Below are 16368 nucleotides of genomic sequence, written 5' to 3' on the forward strand. Positions count from 1 at the left end.
CCCGGGAGGGGAGTGAAATAGATCCTGAAACCGCATGCATACAAACAGTGGGAGCCTCGAAAGGGGTGACTGCGTACCTTTTGTATAATGGGTCAGCGACTTACGTTCAGTTGCGAGCTTAACCGAATAGGGGAGGCGTAGCGAAAGCGAGTCTGATAAGGGCGTCAGAGTAGCTGGGCGTAGACCCGAAACCGGATGATCTATCCATGGCCAGGATGAAGGTGCCGTAACAGGTACTGGAGGTCCGAACCCACTAACGTTGAAAAGTTAGGGGATGAGCTGTGGATAGGGGTGAAAGGCTAAACAAATCCGGAAATAGCTGGTTCTCCCCGAAAACTATTTAGGTAGTGCGTCGTACGGACACTTGCGGGGGTAGAGCACTGTAATCGTTGGGGGGGTCATTGCGATCTACCCCGCGATAGCAAACTCCGAATACCGCAAAGTGATATACGGCAGACAGACATCGGGTGCTAACGTCCGGTGTCAAGAGGGAAACAACCCAGACCGCCAGCTAAGGTCCCAAATGCATGGCTAAGTGGCAAACGAGGTGGGAAGGCATAGACAGCTAGGAGGTTGGCTTAGAAGCAGCCATCCTTTAAAGAAAGCGTAATAGCTCACTAGTCGAGTCGTCCTGCGCGGAAGATGTAACGGGGCTCAAGCCATGAACCGAAGCTGCGGATGTGTCTTTGACACGTGGTAGGGGAGCGTTCCGTAAGCCTGCGAAGGTGTCTCGTAAGGGATGCTGGAGGTATCGGAAGTGCGAATGCTGACATGAGTAGCGATAAAGGGTGTGAAAAGCACCCTCGCCGTAAGCCCAAGGTTTCCTGCGCAACGTTCATCGGCGCAGGGTGAGTCGGCCCCTAAGGCGAGGCAGAAATGCGTAGTCGATGGGAAACAGGTCAATATTCCTGTACCGCTCTTAGATGCGATGGGGGGACGGAGAAGGTTAGCTCGGCCATCTGTTGGAATAGGTGGTTTAAGCGTGTAGTCGTGCCGCGTAGGCAAATCCGCGTGGCTTAGATGAGGCGTGATGACGAGGATCCTCGGATCCGAAGCGAGTGATACCCAGCTTCCAGGAAAAGCCTCTAAGCTTCAGTCTAAGAGTGACCGTACCGCAAACCGACACAGGTGGGCTGGTAGAGAATACCAAGGCGCTTGAGAGAACTCAGGAGAAGGAACTCGGCAAATTGATACCGTAACTTCGGGAGAAGGTATGCCCCTGGTACGTGAAGGCCCTCGCGGCCGGAGCGGAACGGGGTCGCAGAGAATCGGTGGCTGCGACTGTTTATTAAAAACACAGCACTCTGCAAACACGAAAGTGGACGTATAGGGTGTGACGCCTGCCCGGTGCCGGAAGGTTAAGTGATGGGGTGCAAGCTCTTGATCGAAGCCCCGGTAAACGGCGGCCGTAACTATAACGGTCCTAAGGTAGCGAAATTCCTTGTCGGGTAAGTTCCGACCTGCACGAATGGCGTAACGATGGCCACACTGTCTCCTCCTGAGACTCAGCGAAGTTGAAATGTTTGTGAAGATGCAATCTCCCCGCGGCTAGACGGAAAGACCCCATGAACCTTTACTGTAGCTTTGCATTGGACTTTGACGGGACTTGTGTAGGATAGGTGGGAGGCTTTGAAACCGGGACGCCAGTTCCGGTGGAGCCAACCTTGAAATACCACCCTGGTGTCGTCGAGGTTCTAACCCAGGCCTGTGAATCCAGGTCGGGGACCGTGCATGGTGGGCAGTTTGACTGGGGCGGTCTCCTCCCAAAAGGTAACGGAGGAGTACGAAGGTCACCTAGGTACGGTCGGACATCGTACTGATAGTGCAATGGCAAAAGGTGGCTTGACTGCGAGACCCACAAGTCGAGCAGGTGCGAAAGCAGGTCATAGTGATCCGGTGGTTCTGTATGGAAGGGCCATCGCTCAACGGATAAAAGGTACTCTGGGGATAACAGGCTGATTCCGCCCAAGAGTTCACATCGACGGCGGAGTTTGGCACCTCGATGTCGGCTCATCACATCCTGGGGCTGTAGCCGGTCCCAAGGGTATGGCTGTTCGCCATTTAAAGTGGTACGTGAGCTGGGTTTAAAACGTCGTGAGACAGTTTGGTCCCTATCTGCCGTGGGCGCTGGAAGTTTGAGAGGGCCTGCTCCTAGTACGAGAGGACCGGAGTGGACGCACCCCTGGTGTACCGGTTGTGACGCCAGTCGCATCGCCGGGTAGCTATGTGCGGAAGAGATAACCGCTGAAAGCATCTAAGCGGGAAACTCGCCTCAAGATGAGACTTCCCCGGGGCCTCGAGCCCCCTGAAGGGTCGTTGAAGACCACAACGTTGATAGGCCGGGTGTGTAAGCGTGGCAACACGTTCAGCTAACCGGTACTAATTGCCCGTGTGGCTTGATCCTATAACCTTCAAAACAAAACGAACTCAACCCCCTGGTTGCCAAAACAACGCAACCAGACAATCACACAACACTTCTTCCTAACTTTGGCCTGCAAACCACGCAGGCAACAAGTCAAAGTCTGACGACCATAGCTGTGTGGAACCACCCCTTCCCTTCCCGAACAGGACCGTGAAACGCACATGCGCCGATGATAGTGAGGTCCGCCCTCGTGAAAGTAGGTCATCGTCAGACTAACCACACCAACACAACGCCCCACGCACACATCCGTGCCTGGGGCGTCGTGCTTTACAGCTGCCGGATCCCCCCGCACTCCGCGAGTGCGTACGTGGCGGCAAGGCGCGCCCTCGGGCACAATCCAAAGCTGTACCGAGTTTCCGGGGATCGCGATGAAATTCGACCTCATCATCGTCGGCGGCGGTCTCGCCGGGGCCGCGCTTGCGGTAGCGCTGCGCCGTAGCGCACTGCGGATCGCCGTGATCGAACATGCTGTGCCGCGCCGCCCCGAAGGCTGGGACGCCCGCGTCTACGCCTACAGCCCGGTGAGCGCACGCTTCCTGGACCAGCTTGGCGTGTGGGCCCATCTGGACCACCAACGCCTCGCTGAAGTCGCCGAGATGCGTATCCACGGCGATGCGGGCGGCGAGCTCGTATTTTCGGCCTACGACAGCGGACTCGAGGAGCTTGCCTGGATCGGCGAGTCCAGCTTGGTTCATGTCGAAATCTGGGAGAGCCTCAAGCGCCAGCACAACGTCACGCTGTTCTGTCCAGCGGCGCCGGAGGCGCTCGAGATCGACGAAGATGCGGCGACGTTGCGCCTGGGCGACGGTCGCAGCCTGAAAGCCGCGTTGGTCGTCGGTGCGGACGGACGCGACTCCTGGGTACGCGAACGCGCCGGAATCGCCGCGACGATCACGCCCTACGGCGAGCGCGGCGTGGTGGCCAACTTCGTCTGCGAGCGCCCCAGTCGCGGTGTCGCTTACCAGTGGTTCCGCGCCGACGGCGTGTTGGCTTGGCTGCCCCTGCCCGGGCGTCACATGTCCATGGTGTGGTCCGCGCCCGACGCGTTCGCTGACGAGCTGCTCGGGCTCGAGGCCGAGGAGTTCTGCGCGCGCGTGGAGGGGGCTGGCGGCCGCGCGCTCGGCAAGCTCGAGCTCGCCGGCCAGCGCGCCGCTTTTCCGCTGCGTCTGATGCGCGTGGAAGAGACGGTGCGCCCAAGGGTGGCGCTGATCGGAGATGCCGCGCATGCGATCCACCCGCTCTCGGGACATGGCATCAACCTCGGCTTTCAGGATGCGAAGGCGCTGGCGGAGGTGCTCGACGCGCTACCGTCCTGGCAGGACGCAGGCGATCTTTCGGTGCTGCGGCGCTATGCGCGCATGCGTGCGGAAGAGCCCTTCCTGCTGCAGTACACGACGCATGCCCTGAGTCGCTTGTTCGGGCGCCAGGATCCCCTCTCGGCGACCCTGCGCAATCTCGGGATGAACCTGACCGGGCGGGTCCCGGTCTTAAAAAATGCGCTGGTGCGCTACGCTGCCAACGGTCGCTTCTGAACCCTGTGGAGAACTTGATGAAAGCCCTTTCCGTCCCGTCCCTGATCCGGCCCCTCGGCCTCGCCCTGGCGCTCGGTGCGACCACGTTCGCACACGCCGACGAAGCCGGGGTCAAGAAGAGCATGGAGGCCTTCATCGGCTCGCCGGCGGTGGAGAGGGTGACTCGTACCGACTATGCCGGGCTGTACGAGGTCGTGCTCAAGAACGGCCAGCTCGTGTATACCGATGCGAAGAACAGCTTCATCATCGACGGCAGCATCATCGATACCGCCACGCGCCGCGACGTGACCCAGGCGCGCCTCAATCAGCTCTCCGCGATCGACTTCTCCACCCTGCCGCTCGACCACGCGGTGAAGGTCGTGAAAGGCAAGGGCACGCGCGTGATCGCCACCTTCGAGGATCCCAACTGCGGCTACTGCAAGCGCCTGGGCAAGGAGCTCGCGCAGATGGACGACGTCACCGTGTACACCTTCCTGTATCCGATCCTGAGCGAGGACTCGCGTGTCAAGTCGGACAACATCTGGTGCGCGAAGGACAAGGGGAGGGCGTGGACCGACTGGGTGGTCGATGGCAAGGAGCCCGCCAAGGCGAGCTGCGATACCGCGACCATCACGCGTAACGTCGAACTCGGCCAGAGCCTCCGCATCAGCGGCACGCCGACGATCTTCCTCGCCGACGGCTCGCGCATCGGCGGCTACCTGCCGCGCGCCGAACTCGAAAAGGCGATGGACGCCGCCAAGCGCTGATCCCTCGCAGGGCGCGGGCGGACGGTCACGCCCGCGCCGCGGATCGGGTCAGTGCGGCATGGGCGGCTTCATCCCCCTCGGCAGCAGCACCCACATCCGCCCCTGCTGACGCATCTTCCCGGCCTCGCGGCCAGCCTCGGCACCGAATCCCCAAAAGAAATCGGCACGCACTGCGCCCTTGATCGCGCCCCCGGTGTCCTGCGCCATGACCAGGCGCTCGAGCGGGCGCTCGCTGAGCGGCTGCGTGGTCGAGAGGAACACCGGTGCGCCCAGCGGCACGTAGCGCGGATCCACCGCGATGCTGCGGCCCTCGGAGAGCGGCACGCCGAGCGCGCCCACCGGCCCGCCGCCAGAGGCGGGCAACTCGCGGAAGAAGACGTAGCTCGGGTTTGCATTGAGCAGTTCCTGCAGGCGCCGCGGGTTGTCCTGCGCCCAGCGCTTGATCCCATCCATCGAGGCCTTGTCCAGCGTCAGCTCGCCCTGGGCGACCAGCCAGCGTCCGATCGACTGGTAGGGATGGCCGTTCTGGTCGGCATAGCCGACCCGCACCAGGCTGCCGTCGGGCAGCTGCACCCGCCCCGAGCCCTGCACCTGCAGGAAGAAGAGTTCGATCGGATCGTCCGCCCACAGCAGCACCGGTGCCGGGACCTGGCGTTCGGAGAGCTGCTGGCGGTTCCAGTACGGCAGCACCTTGTTGCCGACGAGGCGGCCGCGCAGGCGCAGGCTCTTCAGTTCCGGATACACGTCGGCGAGCTCGATCGTCAGCATGTCCTGCGGCACGCCATGGATCGGCCAGGTGCTGCGTCCGCCGCGCGTGCGACTGCCACGGATCAGCGGCTCGTAGTAGCCGGTCACCAGCCCGTTCGCGCTGCCGTCGGGATTCACCACCTGCCAGGGCGTGAAGCGGCTCTCGAGGAAGCGACGCACAGTGCCGCCGTCGGGTGCTCCGCCCAGGCGGGCGGCCTCCTCGCAAGCTGCCTTCCACGGTGCCTGGCGCACCAGGGTGCTGCAGGAGGCGCGCAACGCCGGCCAGGCCGCCGACAGCTCGTCGCGCTGCCAGCCTTCGATCGCGCCCCAGTCGCTCGCCTGCAGCGCGGCTGCGGCTGGGGCGGCCGGGGCAGCCGGAGCGCCCGGCGTGGCGGCTGGTGCGGCGCCGGGGCAGGGCGCGCAGCTCGGACAGGGTACGCAGGGGCGCTCTCCGGAGGGTTCGGGCGTGCCGGGCAGGGCGGCGCAAGCGGCCACCAGCAGGGCGGAGAGGGAAGGGAAGAGGGCGTTGCGGGTGCGGCAGAGCATCTTGCGGGGCATTGGTTGAACTCGGCTGTCTTTGCCGCCAGTATACCGGGCCCCCACAGGCTGCCGGAGACGGAAGGTGTGGCTGATCTTTCTCGAACTCGGTGTCGCGCTCGCGCTGCTGCTGGTCGTAGGGCTCGCCCTGCGCCAGTCGTCCGCGCACGCGCGCGACCGGGACGATTGCGGAAACCCCGATGACCAAGGAACTCGCTGAGCTGCTCGCCCGCGCCGAAGGCGTGCTGGCGCGCCTCGAAACCCTGCTGCCCGGCCCTGCCGCCGCGCCCGACTGGGACGCCGCGGTCGCCTTCCGCTGGCAGCGCCGCCACGGCCGTACCGCGCTGCGCCCGGTGCGTGCGCCGCACCGCATCATGCTCGCCGACATCCAGGACGTGGACGAGCAGAAGGCGCGCATCGACCGCAACACCCGCCAGTTCCTCGCCGGCCGGCGCGCCAACAACGTGCTCCTCACGGGCGCGCGCGGCACCGGCAAGTCCTCGCTGATCAAGGCCCTGCTCAACGAATACGCCGCGCGCGGCTTGCGCCTGATCGAGGTGGACAAGACCGACCTGGTCGACCTGCCCGAGATCGTCGAACTGGTCGCCGGCCGGCCGGAGCGCTTCATCCTCTTCTGCGACGACCTTTCCTTCGAGGAGGGCGAGGACGCCTACAAGGCCTTGAAGAGCGTGCTCGACGGCTCGGTGTCGGCGATGTCGGACAACGTGCTGATCTACGCCACCTCCAACCGCCGCCACCTGATGCCGGAGTACCACGACGAGAATCTGCAGGCCCGCCATGTCGATGGCGAGGTGCACCCGGGCGAGGCGGTCGAAGAGAAGATCTCGCTCTCCGAGCGCTTCGGCCTGTGGATCTCCTTCTACCCCTTCAGCCAGGACGAGTACCTCGACATCGTCGCGCACTGGCTGCGCAGCTTCGGGGCGAGCGATGACGAAATCTCCGCCGCCCGCCAGGAGGCGCTGCAGTGGGCGCTGATGCGCGGCTCGCGTTCGGGCCGCGTCGCCTGGCAGTTCGCCCGCGACCATGCCGGTCGCCTGCAGGACGACGCGCGATGACGCGCAAGCGGGTGGAGGTCGCCGCCGGCGTGCTGCTGCGCGAGGACGGTTGTTACCTGCTCGGCCAGCGCGCGCCGGATGCGGTGTATGCGGGCTACTGGGAGTTTCCCGGCGGCAAGGTCGAGCCTGGCGAGAGCCCGGCGCAGGCTCTGGTCCGCGAGCTCGACGAGGAACTCGGCATCCGCGTCACGCGGCTGCGGCCCTGGCTGTGCCGCGAGCACCTCTACGAGCATGCCCACGTCCGCCTGCACTTCCACGAGGTTGCGGCCTGGGAGGGCGAGCTCGCCGACCGGGTGCACAGCGCCCTCGCCTGGGTCCGTCCCGAGGGCCCCGCGCGCGAGCCGATGCTGCCCGCCAACGGACCGATCCTGAAGGCCCTGCGCCTGCCGCGCACGATGGGCATCACCCAGGCGGCGGAGATCGGCGTAGAGGTCCAGCTCGACGCGCTCGAGCGTGCGCTCGCCGGCGGTCTGCGCCTGGTGCAGGTGCGCGAGGCGACGCTGCCCGATGCTGCACGCGAGGCCTTCGCGCGCGCGGCGCTGGCGCGCGTGCGGGCGCATGGCGGGCTGCTGGTGGTGAATGAGGACGAGGTGCTCGCGCGCCGCATCGGCGCCGACGGCGTGCATCTGCCGGCGCGCCGGCTGATGGCGGTGCAGGCGCGACTGGATTTCCCCTGGGTGGGGACGTCCTGCCACGACCGCGCGGAGCTCGAGCGCGCCGCGGCGCTGGAGCTCGACTACGCCTTGCTCGGACCGGTGCAGCCGACCCTGACCCATCCCGGCCAGGCGGGGATGGGCTGGGAAGGGTTCGCGAGCACGGCGGCGGGCCTGCCGCTGCCGGTGTTCGCCCTCGGCGGGCTGGCAGCGGATGACATGGAGCGTGCGCGCGATGCCGGCGCGCACGGCATCGCCGCGATCCGCGCGATCTGGAGGCCCGTCCGGGATTGAAGGCGCACGCGCCGCGAGGCGGTGGCGAATCCGCCCGCGCCGGCGGCGTTCAGCGCTGCGGCATCTCGCCCGCGCCGGGCGGCTGGTAGTCGATCTCGTCGAGCGGCGCATCGGGCGGCGAACTCGGCACACGGTAGCCTTCCGAGGCCCACTCGCCGAGGTCGATCTGCTTGCAGCGCGCCGAGCAGAACGGGCGCCAGCGACTCTCCGGCTTCCATTCGACGTCCTTGCCGCAGGTGGGGCAGCGCACGGTGCGGGCCCGGGTGTCCATGTTCACAGGCTGCAGAAGGTCAGTTCGAAGGCGACGTCGCGCTCGGCCACGCGTGGGCGTGCGACGGTCTCGGGCAGCATGAAGCGCACGTTGAGTGCGTACTTGTTGGCGCTGATTTCGGGCACCACGGTCTCGGACTGCGCCAGACGCACGCGCAGCATCTGTGCGGTGCGCCCCGCCATGGTGAGCTGGAAGGCGCCGGCACGTGCGTGCAGCGGCTCGGGGTGGCCGCTGGCGCGCAGCAGGCGCAGCACGATCTCGATGCCATCGCGGATCGGCGCTATCGGCTGGATCCAGGTGCCGAGGTCGCCGCGGCGCACGGCCGGGTCGCGATTGAGCCAGTAGTGGTAGGACGGCAGGTCGAACTGGCAGACTCCGCCCGGGATCGCCGCGCGGCTGCGGATGCTCATCAGCCACTCGTTCTCGCGCAGGTACTGGCCGATCTTGCCTGCCATCGCGAGCAGCCCGGTGGAGGCCTGCTCGATCTCGTAGAGCGCGCCGGCAAGCGCTTCCTCGGAGATCTCGGGGTTGTTGCGGAAGGACATCAGGATCTGGCGCTGGCGCTCGAGTTCCTGCACCAGGTCGACCTTCAGGTCTGCGCGGCTCGCCACTTCGAGCGTCTCGAAGATGGTCAGCAGCGCGACATGGTGGTCTTGCGGCGCCGTGCCCGCGGTGAAATGGGCAATCTTGAGGAGCAGGTCCTCCAGGCGCAGCAAGGTGCGGATGCGCTCGTTGAGAGGATATTCGTAGCTAATCACCGCAGCGTGTCCGCCTGTATCGCACCTGTTCAGAGTCGCGCCGATGATAGCACAGGCCCCCTTCCCACCATGGCGAGGCACGGTTTCAGTGCGTCGCCGCGGCGAGGTAGGCGGCGTGCAGGCGATCGACCTGTGCGTGCAGGGATGCGAGCGTGCCGGCGTTGTCGAGCACGTCGTCGGCGGCGGCCAGACGTTGCGCCCGACTGGCCTGCGCGGCCATGATGGCGCGGATCTGTTCATCGACGAGCCCGCTGCGCGCACGCACGCGCGCGACCTGCAGCGCCTCGGGACAGTCGACCACGCAGATGCGGTCGCAGCGCTCGCGGTAGCCGCCAGACTCGACCAGCAGCGGCACTGCGAGGATCACGTAGGGGCCGCTGGCCGCCAGGCACTGGCGGGCGCTCTCGGCGCGGATCAGCGGGTGCAGGATGGCCTCGAGGCGGCGGCGGGCATCGGGCTCGCGGAAGGCGAGCGCGCGCATGGCGGCGCGGTCGAGGCGGCCATCGGGCGCGATCATGGCGTCGCCGAAGGCGACGTGGATGGCCTCGATCGCGCCGCCGCCGGGGGCGGTGAGCTCGTGGGCGATACGGTCGGTGTCGACCACGCTCGCGCCGAGGGCGGCGAAGCGGTCGGTGGCGGCGCTCTTGCCGCTGCCGATGCCGCCGGTGAGGCCGACGATGTAGGGGCGCTTCGCGCTCATCTCCTTCTCCGAATCAGCGCGTGCAGGCCTGGCGCCGGGCGCGCAGGCCGGGCGCGGCCGATTCGACGATGCGCAGCTCGTTGGCCGGGACGTTGGCCTGGATGCGGTAGCTGGTGCCCATGCGCGGCTCGATGCCGGCGTTCTCGACGCCCTTGGCACGCAGTTGGCCGAGCAGGATGCGGGCGCGGTTCTCGGTCTTGAAGAGGCCGAGCGAGACCGCGTTCTGGTTGGGGCCGGACTCCTGCACGATGAAGGTGTCGCTGACGCCGAGCAGGTTGAGCTCGACGACGCGGCGCTCGGCCTCGCTGCGGTTGCGCTGCGGCGGGATGCGCACCCACCAGGCCTCCGGCGTCTCGCTGCGGCTGCGCGCCGCGGTGATGCCGATGCGGCGCAGGCGCTGGGCGAGGCGATCGGCCTCGCTCGCGCCGAGGTCGGCCCAGACGTGGCAGAGGGCGGGCGGCGCCGGCGAGGGGGCGGGGACCAGGGCAGGCTCGGCGGGCGGGGGCTCTGCCGCGGGGGCGATCTCGGCTGCCGGGGGATGGGCCGGCTCGGGTGCGACCTGCGCTGCGGGGAGCGTGGCGTCGTCCGTGGCGGCTCGCGCCGGGGCGTTGCCGGTCGTGGTGTCGGGTGGCGCGGCTGCGGTGGCCTCCGGCGCGGAAGGCGCGCGGGCGACGACCGCGGCGGGCGGGGGCGGTTCGGCGGCGACGGGCGCGAGGCCGGTGGCGCCGGTCTCGTTTGCCAGCCGGATACGCTCGGGATGCAACTGCGCGGCGATGCGCCCCGCCTCGCCCGCCGGCGGCTCGCCACCCAGCCAGCCGCCGATCGCCGCGAAGGCGAGGGCGTTGAGGATGAGCAGCAGGATGAGCAGGAAGCGCAGGGTCGTCATGCCTTGGTGTCGCAGGGGGGGCGGGGAAGGCGGGGCGCTCCGCCGGCCTTGCCGGCCGAGCGCGACCGCCAGCTCGTTCAGCCGACCTTGGGCAGGTGGGCGAGCGAAGTTGCCACCGCCTCGGCCGGGTAGTCGAAGTCCTCGAGCTTGCCCGAGAAGTAGCGCTCGTACGAGCTCATGTCGAAGTGGCCGTGGCCGGTCAGGTTGAACAGAATGGTCTTCGCCTCGCCGGTCGCCTTGCAGGCGAGCGCCTCGTCGATGGCCTGACGGATGGCGTGGCAGGACTCGGGCGCCGGGATGATGCCCTCGGCGCGTGCGAACTGCACCCCCGCCTCGAAGGTCGCCAGCTGCGGCACCGCGGCGGCCTCGATGAGGCCGGCGTGCAGCAGGTTCGACACCAGCGGCGAGTCGCCATGGTAGCGCAGGCCGCCGGCATGGATTCCGGGCGGCATGAAATCGTGGCCCAGCGTATACATCTTCATCAGCGGGGTGAAGCCGGAGGCGTCGCCGAAGTCGTAGGCGTACTGGCCCTTGGTCAGGGTCGGGCAGGAGGTCGGCTCCACCGCCACGCAGCGCAGCGTGGCGGCGCGCTTGTCGCCCGCGGCCTTGTCGGCGAGGAAGGGGAAGGCGATGCCGGCGAAGCTCGAGCCGCCGCCGCAGGGGCCGATGACGACGTCGGGATAGAGGCCGACCTTGTCGAGCTGCTTCTTCGCCTCCAGGCCGATGATGCTCTGGTGCAGCACCACGTGGTTGAGCACCGAACCCAGGGTGTAGTTGGTGTCGGCGCGGCCGGCGGCCTCTTCCACCGCCTCGGAGATGGCGATGCCGAGCGAGCCGGGGTTGTCCGGGTTCTCGGCGAGCAGGCGGCGGCCGGTCTCGGTGTGCGGCGAGGGGCTGGCGAAGACCTCGCCGCCCCAGGTCTGCATCATCAGGCGGCGGTAGGGCTTCTGGTCGTAGCTGACCTTGACCATGTAGATGCGCACCTCCAGCCCGAACATCTGCCCGGCGAAGGCGATCGACGAGCCCCACTGCCCGGCGCCGGTCTCGGTGGTCAGGCGGGTGATGCCGGCCTGCTTGTTGTAGAAGGCCTGCGGCACCGCGGAGTTGGGCTTGTGCGAGCCGGCGGGCGAGACGCCCTCGTACTTGAAGAAGATCTTCGCCGGGGTGCCGAGCGCCTGCTCCAGGCGCACCGCGCGACACAGCGGGCTCGGCCGCCACAGGCGGTAGATCTCGCGCACCTCCTGCGGGATGGCGATCCAGCGCTCGGTGCTCATCTCCTGTTCGAGGATCGCCGGCGGGAAGATGACCCCCATCTGCTCCGGCGTGGCCGGATGGCCGTCGGGGCCGAGCGGCGGCGCGAGCGGCGTCGGCAGATCGGCGGCGACGTTGTACCAGTGCGTCGGGATGTCGGCGGCGTCGAGCAGGATGCGGGTGGCTTCCATCGTTGTTTTCTCCCTTTCGATTCTTGTCAGTGGGTGGGCGGGGCGGGCAGGGTGGCGACCGTGCCCAGGCCGGTCAGCACCAGATTGTCGGTTCGTCGCAGCGGAATCTCGAGCAGGTCGGCGAAGCTGTCGGCGGCGCCGCCGCCGAGCAGGCAGAGCGCGCCGGGGTGCTCCGCGATCTGGCGGAACATGCGCTCGACTGCGCCGGTCTGGGCTTGCAGGCAGCCGGAGCGGATCGCGTCTACCGTGCGTCGCGGTTGCCACGCGAAGCGACCCTCGGCGAGCGGCAGCTGAGCCGTGCCGCGGGCGAGCGCCTGCTGCATCAGCTCGACCCCGGGCAGGATCAGGCCGCCGAGGAAGTCGCCCGCCGCGGAGAGCAGGTCCACCGTGGTCGCGGTGCCGGCGGTGACGACCAGGCAGGGGCCGGCATGGCTGTGGCGGGCACCGATCAGCGCCGCCCAGCGGTCGGCGCCGAGACGCTCGGGGTTCTCGTACAGGTTGCGCACGCCGGCGCGCGCGGCGGTGGGCAGCAGCCAATCGACCCGCAGCGGTGCGCAGGCCGTGGCGATGCGCGCGGCGACGCTGGTGCCGGCGACGTTACAGCCGAACACGCGCGCGAGTCCCGGCCAGGCGCGGCAGGCGGCGGCGAGCATGTCGATCTCGGCGTGGCCGACTGCCCCCTCGGCGAGGGCTCGCGCGGGGGCGTCCGCTGCGATCACGCGCCATTTCACCCGGGTGTTGCCGGCATCCACGAGCAGGATCATCGCGAGCCGTCCAGCAGCGGACGCAGCGACACGTCGCCGGCGAGCACCCGCTGCACGCCGTCCCCGGTGCGCAGCAGCAGGGCGCCGTCGTCGTCCACCCCGGCGCAGGTACCCTGCAGCGTGGCGGACTCCCCGCGGACCGCCACCGGTAACTCGGCGAAGGCGTTGCGCTGCTCCCAGGCGCCGCGCAGGGCGGGGAAGCCCGCGGCCGCGTAGGTGTCGAAGAGGCGGTGGAACTCGCCGAGGATGGCCGCCAGCAGGACCGGACGCGAGGGCGGTTCGCCGCCGAGCGCAGCGGCGAGGTCGGTGACGCCGGCCTGGTCGGGAATGGCGGCGTCGGCCGGCAGGCGCAGGTTGAGACCGATGCCGATCACCGCCGCGGGCGGGCGACCGCGCACGGGGAGGAGTTCGACCAGGATGCCGGCGAGCTTCTCTCCGTGCACCAGCACGTCGTTGGGCCATTTCAGCTGCACCCCCTCGACGCCGAGCTGCTCGAGCGCGCGCGCGAGCGCCAGCCCGGCGGCGAGCGAGAGTCCGGCCGGCGCCGGGGTACCCGGCGCGAAGCGCCACAGCAGCGAGAAGGTGAGGCTGGCGCCCTCCCAGGACAGCCATTGCCGCCCGCGCCGCCCGCGCCCGGCGGTCTGGCGGTCGGCCACGAGCACATGCACACGACCGTCGTCGGCGGGCGGCGCATCCACGAGACGGGCGTTGGTCGAGTCGCAGCACTCCACCCATTCGAGGGCGAAGTCGCGCGCACGCGCGCCGAGGAGGGAGGCCAGTTCGGTCGCGCAGGCGCGCGCCGAAGGCGTGGATGGACGGATGGAGGACAAGTGCGGAAGCGGCGGATCGAAAACCGCATTATCCGCCAAGACCGTGGGGGATGCGCTTCCCGCGGCATGGATGCGCTGCGCCCCGTGCGCCGGCCGCGCCAACGCGCCCCCGCATCGAGGCGACCGGGGCGATCAGCGCCCGCTTTCCTCCGTCTCCGGCGCGCGCTCCTCGTCCATGCCCAGCTCCTGGATCTTGCGGCTGATGGTGTTGCGGCCGATGCCGAGCAGCTGCGCGGCCTCGATGCGGCGGCCGCCGGTGGCGGCCAGCGCACGACGGATCAGGGTGCGCTCGAAATCGCGCGTGAGGCGGTCGAACACCTCTCCGGGGCGCGAGGCGATCAGGCGGTCGGCCTCGCTGCCCAGGCCCTCCATCCAGTTCGATGGCGACTCGCGGCCGGGTTGCTCGCGCATCTCGGGTGGCAGGTCGGCGACCTCCACCACCTGCGCCGGCGCCATCACGGTGAGCCAGTGGCACAGGTTCTCGAGCTGGCGCACGTTGCCCGGGAAAGGCTGAGCCTGCAGGTATTCGAGCGTGGCCTCCGAGATGCGCTTGCGCTCGACGCCGAGCTCCTGCGCGCTCTTCTGCAGGAAGTGCCGCACCAGCAAGGGGATGTCCTCATGGCGCTCGCGCAGCGGCGGCAGGCGCAGGCGGATGACGTTTAGGCGGTGGAAGAGGTCCTCGCGGAACAGGCCCTGGCGCACGCGCTCCTCCAGGTCCTGGTGGGTGGCGGCGATCACGCGCACGTTGGCGCGGATCGGTTGCTGGCCGCCGACGCGGTAGAAGTGGCCGTCGGAGAGCACGCGCAGCAGCCGTGTCTGCAGCTCGGCCGGCATGTCGCCGATCTCGTCGAGGAACAGCGTGCCGCCGTCGGCCTGCTCGAAGCGGCCGCGGCGCTGGGTGGCGGCGCCGGTGAAGGCGCCGCGCTCGTGGCCGAAGAGTTCGGATTCGAGCAGGTCGCGCGGGATGGCCGCGGTGTTGATGGCGATGAAGGGCGCGTCGCGGCGCGGGCTGTGGCGGTGCAGGGCGCGCGCGACCAGTTCCTTGCCGCTGCCCGACTCGCCGTTGATCAGCACGGTGGCGTGCGAGTGGGCGAGCCGCCCGATGGCGCGGAAAACCTCCTGCATCGCCGGGGCCTGGCCGAGGATCTCGGGGGCCAGGGTGGCCTCTTCGCTCGCACCGTTCTGGTGCGCGGTCTGCTCCAGCGCACGACGGACGAGCGCGACCGCCTGGTCGACGTCGAAGGGCTTGGGCAGATACTCGAAGGCGCCGCCCTGGAAGGCCGCGACTGCGCTGTCGAGGTCGGAGTAGGCGGTCATGATGATGACCGGCAGCTGCGGGTGGCGCTCCTTCACCTTCTGCAGCAGGTCCAGCCCGGACTCGCCGGGCATGCGGATGTCGGATAGCAGCGCGGCCGGCGGCTGCGGTGCGCGCTCGAGCTCGGCGAGCGCGTCGCCGGCGGAGCTGAAGCTGGCGTGGTCGATGCCCTCGCGGCCGAGCGCCTTTTCCAGCACCCAGCGGATCGAGCGGTCGTCGTCGATGATCCAGACGGTGTTCATATCGTATGCACTATTCTGGTGCGCGCTCAGGCACGCTCGGTAATCGGCAGCAGGATCGTGAAGCAGGTGCGCCCGGGACGGCTATCCACCTCGATCATGCCCTGGTGTTGCTCGATGAAGCTCTGTGCGAGCGACAGGCCCAGACCACTGCCGCCCTCCCGCCCCGAAACCAGCGGATAGAAGATGCGATCGCGGATCTCCTCGGGGATGCCGGGGCCGTCGTCGATTACTTGCAATTTGAGTGCCAGTTTGTGACGGCGCTTGGCGAGCGTGACCTGGCGCGCGATGCGGGTGCGCAGCAGGATCTCGCCGTGGCCGCCCAGCGCCTGTGCGGCGTTGCGCACGATGTTGAGCACGGCCTGGATGAGCTGCTCGCGATCGGCGGTGAGCTCGGGCAGGCTGAGGTCGTAGTCGGGGACGATGCCGATCGAAGGAAACTCGGCGAGGATCAGGCGGCGCACGCGTTCGAGCACGTCGTGGAGGTTGATCGAGGCCGGGCGCATCATGCAATGCGAACTCAGCAGGCGGTTCATCAGGTCCTGCAGGCGGTCGGCCTCGGCGATGATGACGTCGGTGAATTCGCGCAGCTGCGGGTCGTCGAGTTCGTGCTGCAGCAGCTGGGCCGAGCCGCGGATGCCGCCGAGCGGGTTCTTGATCTCGTGCGCGAGGTTGCGGATGAGCTCGCGGTTGGCCTGCTGCTGGTGCAGCAGCTGCTCCTCGCGCGCGACGCGCAGCTGCGCGTCGATCGGGCGGAATTCGAGCAGCAGGCGCACGCTTGCGGTGTCGACCGGCGTCACCGTGCAGTCGAGCCGCAGCGGCTCGGCGTCGCCGCGCTGCACGCTGATGTCCTGGCCGGTGTAGCTCCAGTTGGTGCGCAGCGCGTTGTCGAGCGCCGCGGCCAGGCCGGGCGGGCTGCCGAGCAGGCGTTCGAGCGGTTGGCCGAGCAGCTTGCGCCGGCTGATCGCGAACAGGTTCTCCGCGCCCGCGTTGAGGTAGCGGATCACCAGCCCGGCGTCGACGAGCACGACCGCCGAAGACAGCAGGTCGAGTCCGGCGAACGGGCTGCTGGGGCTGCTGGCGGCGTGGGTGGGGTGCGATGGCATGGGCGCGTCCTGTTGTTCGGTCGAGGACATGCAAGAAGCGCGCCAGGTCC

15 protein-coding genes and 2 rRNA genes are annotated in these 16368 nt (G+C 68.3%); 7 read left to right on the forward strand and 10 right to left on the reverse strand.

Annotated features, from left to right (window positions below; genetic code table 11):
• The 4 genes from PO78_RS07485 to PO78_RS07500 form a co-directional block, all read left to right on the forward strand.
• Positions 1-2404, forward strand: a 23S ribosomal RNA gene (locus tag PO78_RS07485); the annotation flags it as partial.
• A 117-nt stretch (positions 2405-2521) separates the two neighbouring features.
• Positions 2522-2635 (forward strand): 5S ribosomal RNA (gene rrf / locus PO78_RS07490).
• A gap of 155 nt (positions 2636-2790) precedes the next feature.
• Positions 2791-3954 (forward strand): UbiH/UbiF family hydroxylase, encoded by a 1164-nt coding sequence (locus PO78_RS07495; protein ID WP_004327260.1) that lies wholly within the window; start codon positions 2791-2793, stop codon positions 3952-3954.
• A gap of 17 nt (positions 3955-3971) precedes the next feature.
• Positions 3972-4700 carry a DsbC family protein gene (locus PO78_RS07500; RefSeq protein ID WP_004327259.1) on the forward strand — a complete coding sequence of 243 codons (729 nt, stop codon included), beginning with the start codon at positions 3972-3974 and terminating at the stop codon, positions 4698-4700.
• Between the two features lie 48 nt (positions 4701-4748).
• Here the strand turns inward: PO78_RS07500 and mltA are convergent, their stop codons facing one another.
• Complete coding sequence (gene mltA / locus PO78_RS07505) at positions 4749-6005, reverse strand: murein transglycosylase A (RefSeq protein ID WP_441351352.1); 1257 nt, start codon at positions 6003-6005, stop codon at positions 4749-4751.
• 64 nt (positions 6006-6069) lie between these two features.
• On the opposite strand from mltA, the gene PO78_RS23520 reads away from it, so the two are divergent.
• From PO78_RS23520 to PO78_RS07515, 3 genes are read left to right on the forward strand one after another with little or no spacing between them, the layout of a single operon-like run.
• Entirely contained in the window at positions 6070-6204 is a 135-nt protein-coding gene (locus tag PO78_RS23520; RefSeq protein ID WP_012586053.1) for a hypothetical protein, read from the forward strand.
• On the forward strand, positions 6185-7060 hold the full coding sequence (locus PO78_RS07510) for an ATP-binding protein (RefSeq protein ID WP_004326477.1): 876 nt from the start codon (positions 6185-6187) through the stop codon (positions 7058-7060). Before PO78_RS23520 ends, PO78_RS07510 begins: the two co-directional genes overlap by 20 nt.
• Positions 7057-8007 (forward strand): Nudix family hydrolase, encoded by a 951-nt coding sequence (locus PO78_RS07515; RefSeq protein WP_043742992.1) that lies wholly within the window; start codon positions 7057-7059, stop codon positions 8005-8007. Before PO78_RS07510 ends, PO78_RS07515 begins: the two co-directional genes overlap by 4 nt.
• 49 nt (positions 8008-8056) lie before the next feature.
• Here PO78_RS07515 and PO78_RS07520 read toward each other — a convergent pair whose 3' ends face one another.
• The 9 genes from PO78_RS07520 to glnL form a co-directional block, all read right to left on the reverse strand.
• Positions 8057-8278 carry a DNA gyrase inhibitor YacG gene (locus tag PO78_RS07520; protein ID WP_004326475.1) on the reverse strand — a complete coding sequence of 74 codons (222 nt, stop codon included), beginning with the start codon at positions 8276-8278 and terminating at the stop codon, positions 8057-8059.
• A 2-nt stretch (positions 8279-8280) separates the two neighbouring features.
• Entirely contained in the window at positions 8281-9036 is a 756-nt protein-coding gene (gene zapD, locus PO78_RS07525; protein WP_004326474.1) for a cell division protein ZapD, read from the reverse strand.
• A gap of 85 nt (positions 9037-9121) precedes the next feature.
• Positions 9122-9736 carry a dephospho-CoA kinase gene (coaE, locus tag PO78_RS07530; RefSeq protein WP_043742994.1) on the reverse strand — a complete coding sequence of 205 codons (615 nt, stop codon included), beginning with the start codon at positions 9734-9736 and terminating at the stop codon, positions 9122-9124.
• A 13-nt stretch (positions 9737-9749) separates the two neighbouring features.
• Positions 9750-10622: an SPOR domain-containing protein gene (locus tag PO78_RS07535; RefSeq protein ID WP_043742995.1), complete on the reverse strand. Its 873-nt coding sequence runs from the start codon at positions 10620-10622 to the stop codon at positions 9750-9752.
• A gap of 77 nt (positions 10623-10699) precedes the next feature.
• Positions 10700-12064 (reverse strand): TrpB-like pyridoxal phosphate-dependent enzyme, encoded by a 1365-nt coding sequence (locus tag PO78_RS07540; RefSeq protein ID WP_004314452.1) that lies wholly within the window; start codon positions 12062-12064, stop codon positions 10700-10702.
• Between the two features lie 26 nt (positions 12065-12090).
• Positions 12091-12828, reverse strand: coding sequence for a type III pantothenate kinase (locus tag PO78_RS07545; protein WP_043742997.1), 738 nt, complete (start codon positions 12826-12828; stop codon positions 12091-12093).
• Positions 12825-13658 carry a biotin--[acetyl-CoA-carboxylase] ligase gene (locus PO78_RS07550; protein ID WP_012586051.1) on the reverse strand — a complete coding sequence of 278 codons (834 nt, stop codon included), beginning with the start codon at positions 13656-13658 and terminating at the stop codon, positions 12825-12827. Before PO78_RS07550 ends, PO78_RS07545 begins: the two co-directional genes overlap by 4 nt.
• Before the next feature lie 132 nt (positions 13659-13790).
• A complete protein-coding gene (ntrC, locus tag PO78_RS07555; protein ID WP_004314449.1) occupies positions 13791-15215 on the reverse strand; it encodes a nitrogen regulation protein NR(I) in 1425 nt (474 codons plus the stop codon).
• Positions 15216-15241: 26 nt separating this feature from the next.
• Positions 15242-16318, reverse strand: a complete 1077-nt coding sequence (gene glnL / locus PO78_RS07560; RefSeq protein ID WP_004314448.1) for a nitrogen regulation protein NR(II) — start codon at positions 16316-16318, stop codon at positions 15242-15244.
• Positions 16319-16368 lie beyond the last annotated feature (50 nt).

This window comes from Thauera sp. SWB20 (assembly GCF_000831325.1).
In the GTDB taxonomy this organism is placed as follows: Bacteria; Pseudomonadota; Gammaproteobacteria; order Burkholderiales; family Rhodocyclaceae; genus Thauera; species Thauera aminoaromatica.

Bases quoted from the DNA above. Each gene is read 5' to 3' on its own strand.
- glnL (WP_004314448.1), bottom strand. From the start codon at position 16,318: ATGCCATCGCACCCCACCCACGCCGCCAGCAGCCCCAGCAGCCCGTTC.
- PO78_RS07545 (WP_043742997.1), bottom strand. From the start codon at position 12,828: ATGATCCTGCTCGTGGATGCCGGCAACACCCGGGTGAAATGGCGCGTG.
- mltA (WP_441351352.1), bottom strand. From the start codon at position 6,005: ATGCCCCGCAAGATGCTCTGCCGCACCCGCAACGCCCTCTTCCCTTCC.
- PO78_RS07535 (WP_043742995.1), bottom strand. From the start codon at position 10,622: ATGACGACCCTGCGCTTCCTGCTCATCCTGCTGCTCATCCTCAACGCC.
- PO78_RS07510 (WP_004326477.1), top strand. From the start codon at position 6,185: ATGACCAAGGAACTCGCTGAGCTGCTCGCCCGCGCCGAAGGCGTGCTG.
- PO78_RS07520 (WP_004326475.1), bottom strand. From the start codon at position 8,278: ATGGACACCCGGGCCCGCACCGTGCGCTGCCCCACCTGCGGCAAGGAC.
- coaE (WP_043742994.1), bottom strand. From the start codon at position 9,736: ATGAGCGCGAAGCGCCCCTACATCGTCGGCCTCACCGGCGGCATCGGC.
- PO78_RS07515 (WP_043742992.1), top strand. From the start codon at position 7,057: ATGACGCGCAAGCGGGTGGAGGTCGCCGCCGGCGTGCTGCTGCGCGAG.
- PO78_RS07500 (WP_004327259.1), top strand. From the start codon at position 3,972: ATGAAAGCCCTTTCCGTCCCGTCCCTGATCCGGCCCCTCGGCCTCGCC.
- PO78_RS07540 (WP_004314452.1), bottom strand. From the start codon at position 12,064: ATGGAAGCCACCCGCATCCTGCTCGACGCCGCCGACATCCCGACGCAC.
- PO78_RS07495 (WP_004327260.1), top strand. From the start codon at position 2,791: ATGAAATTCGACCTCATCATCGTCGGCGGCGGTCTCGCCGGGGCCGCG.
- ntrC (WP_004314449.1), bottom strand. From the start codon at position 15,215: ATGAACACCGTCTGGATCATCGACGACGACCGCTCGATCCGCTGGGTG.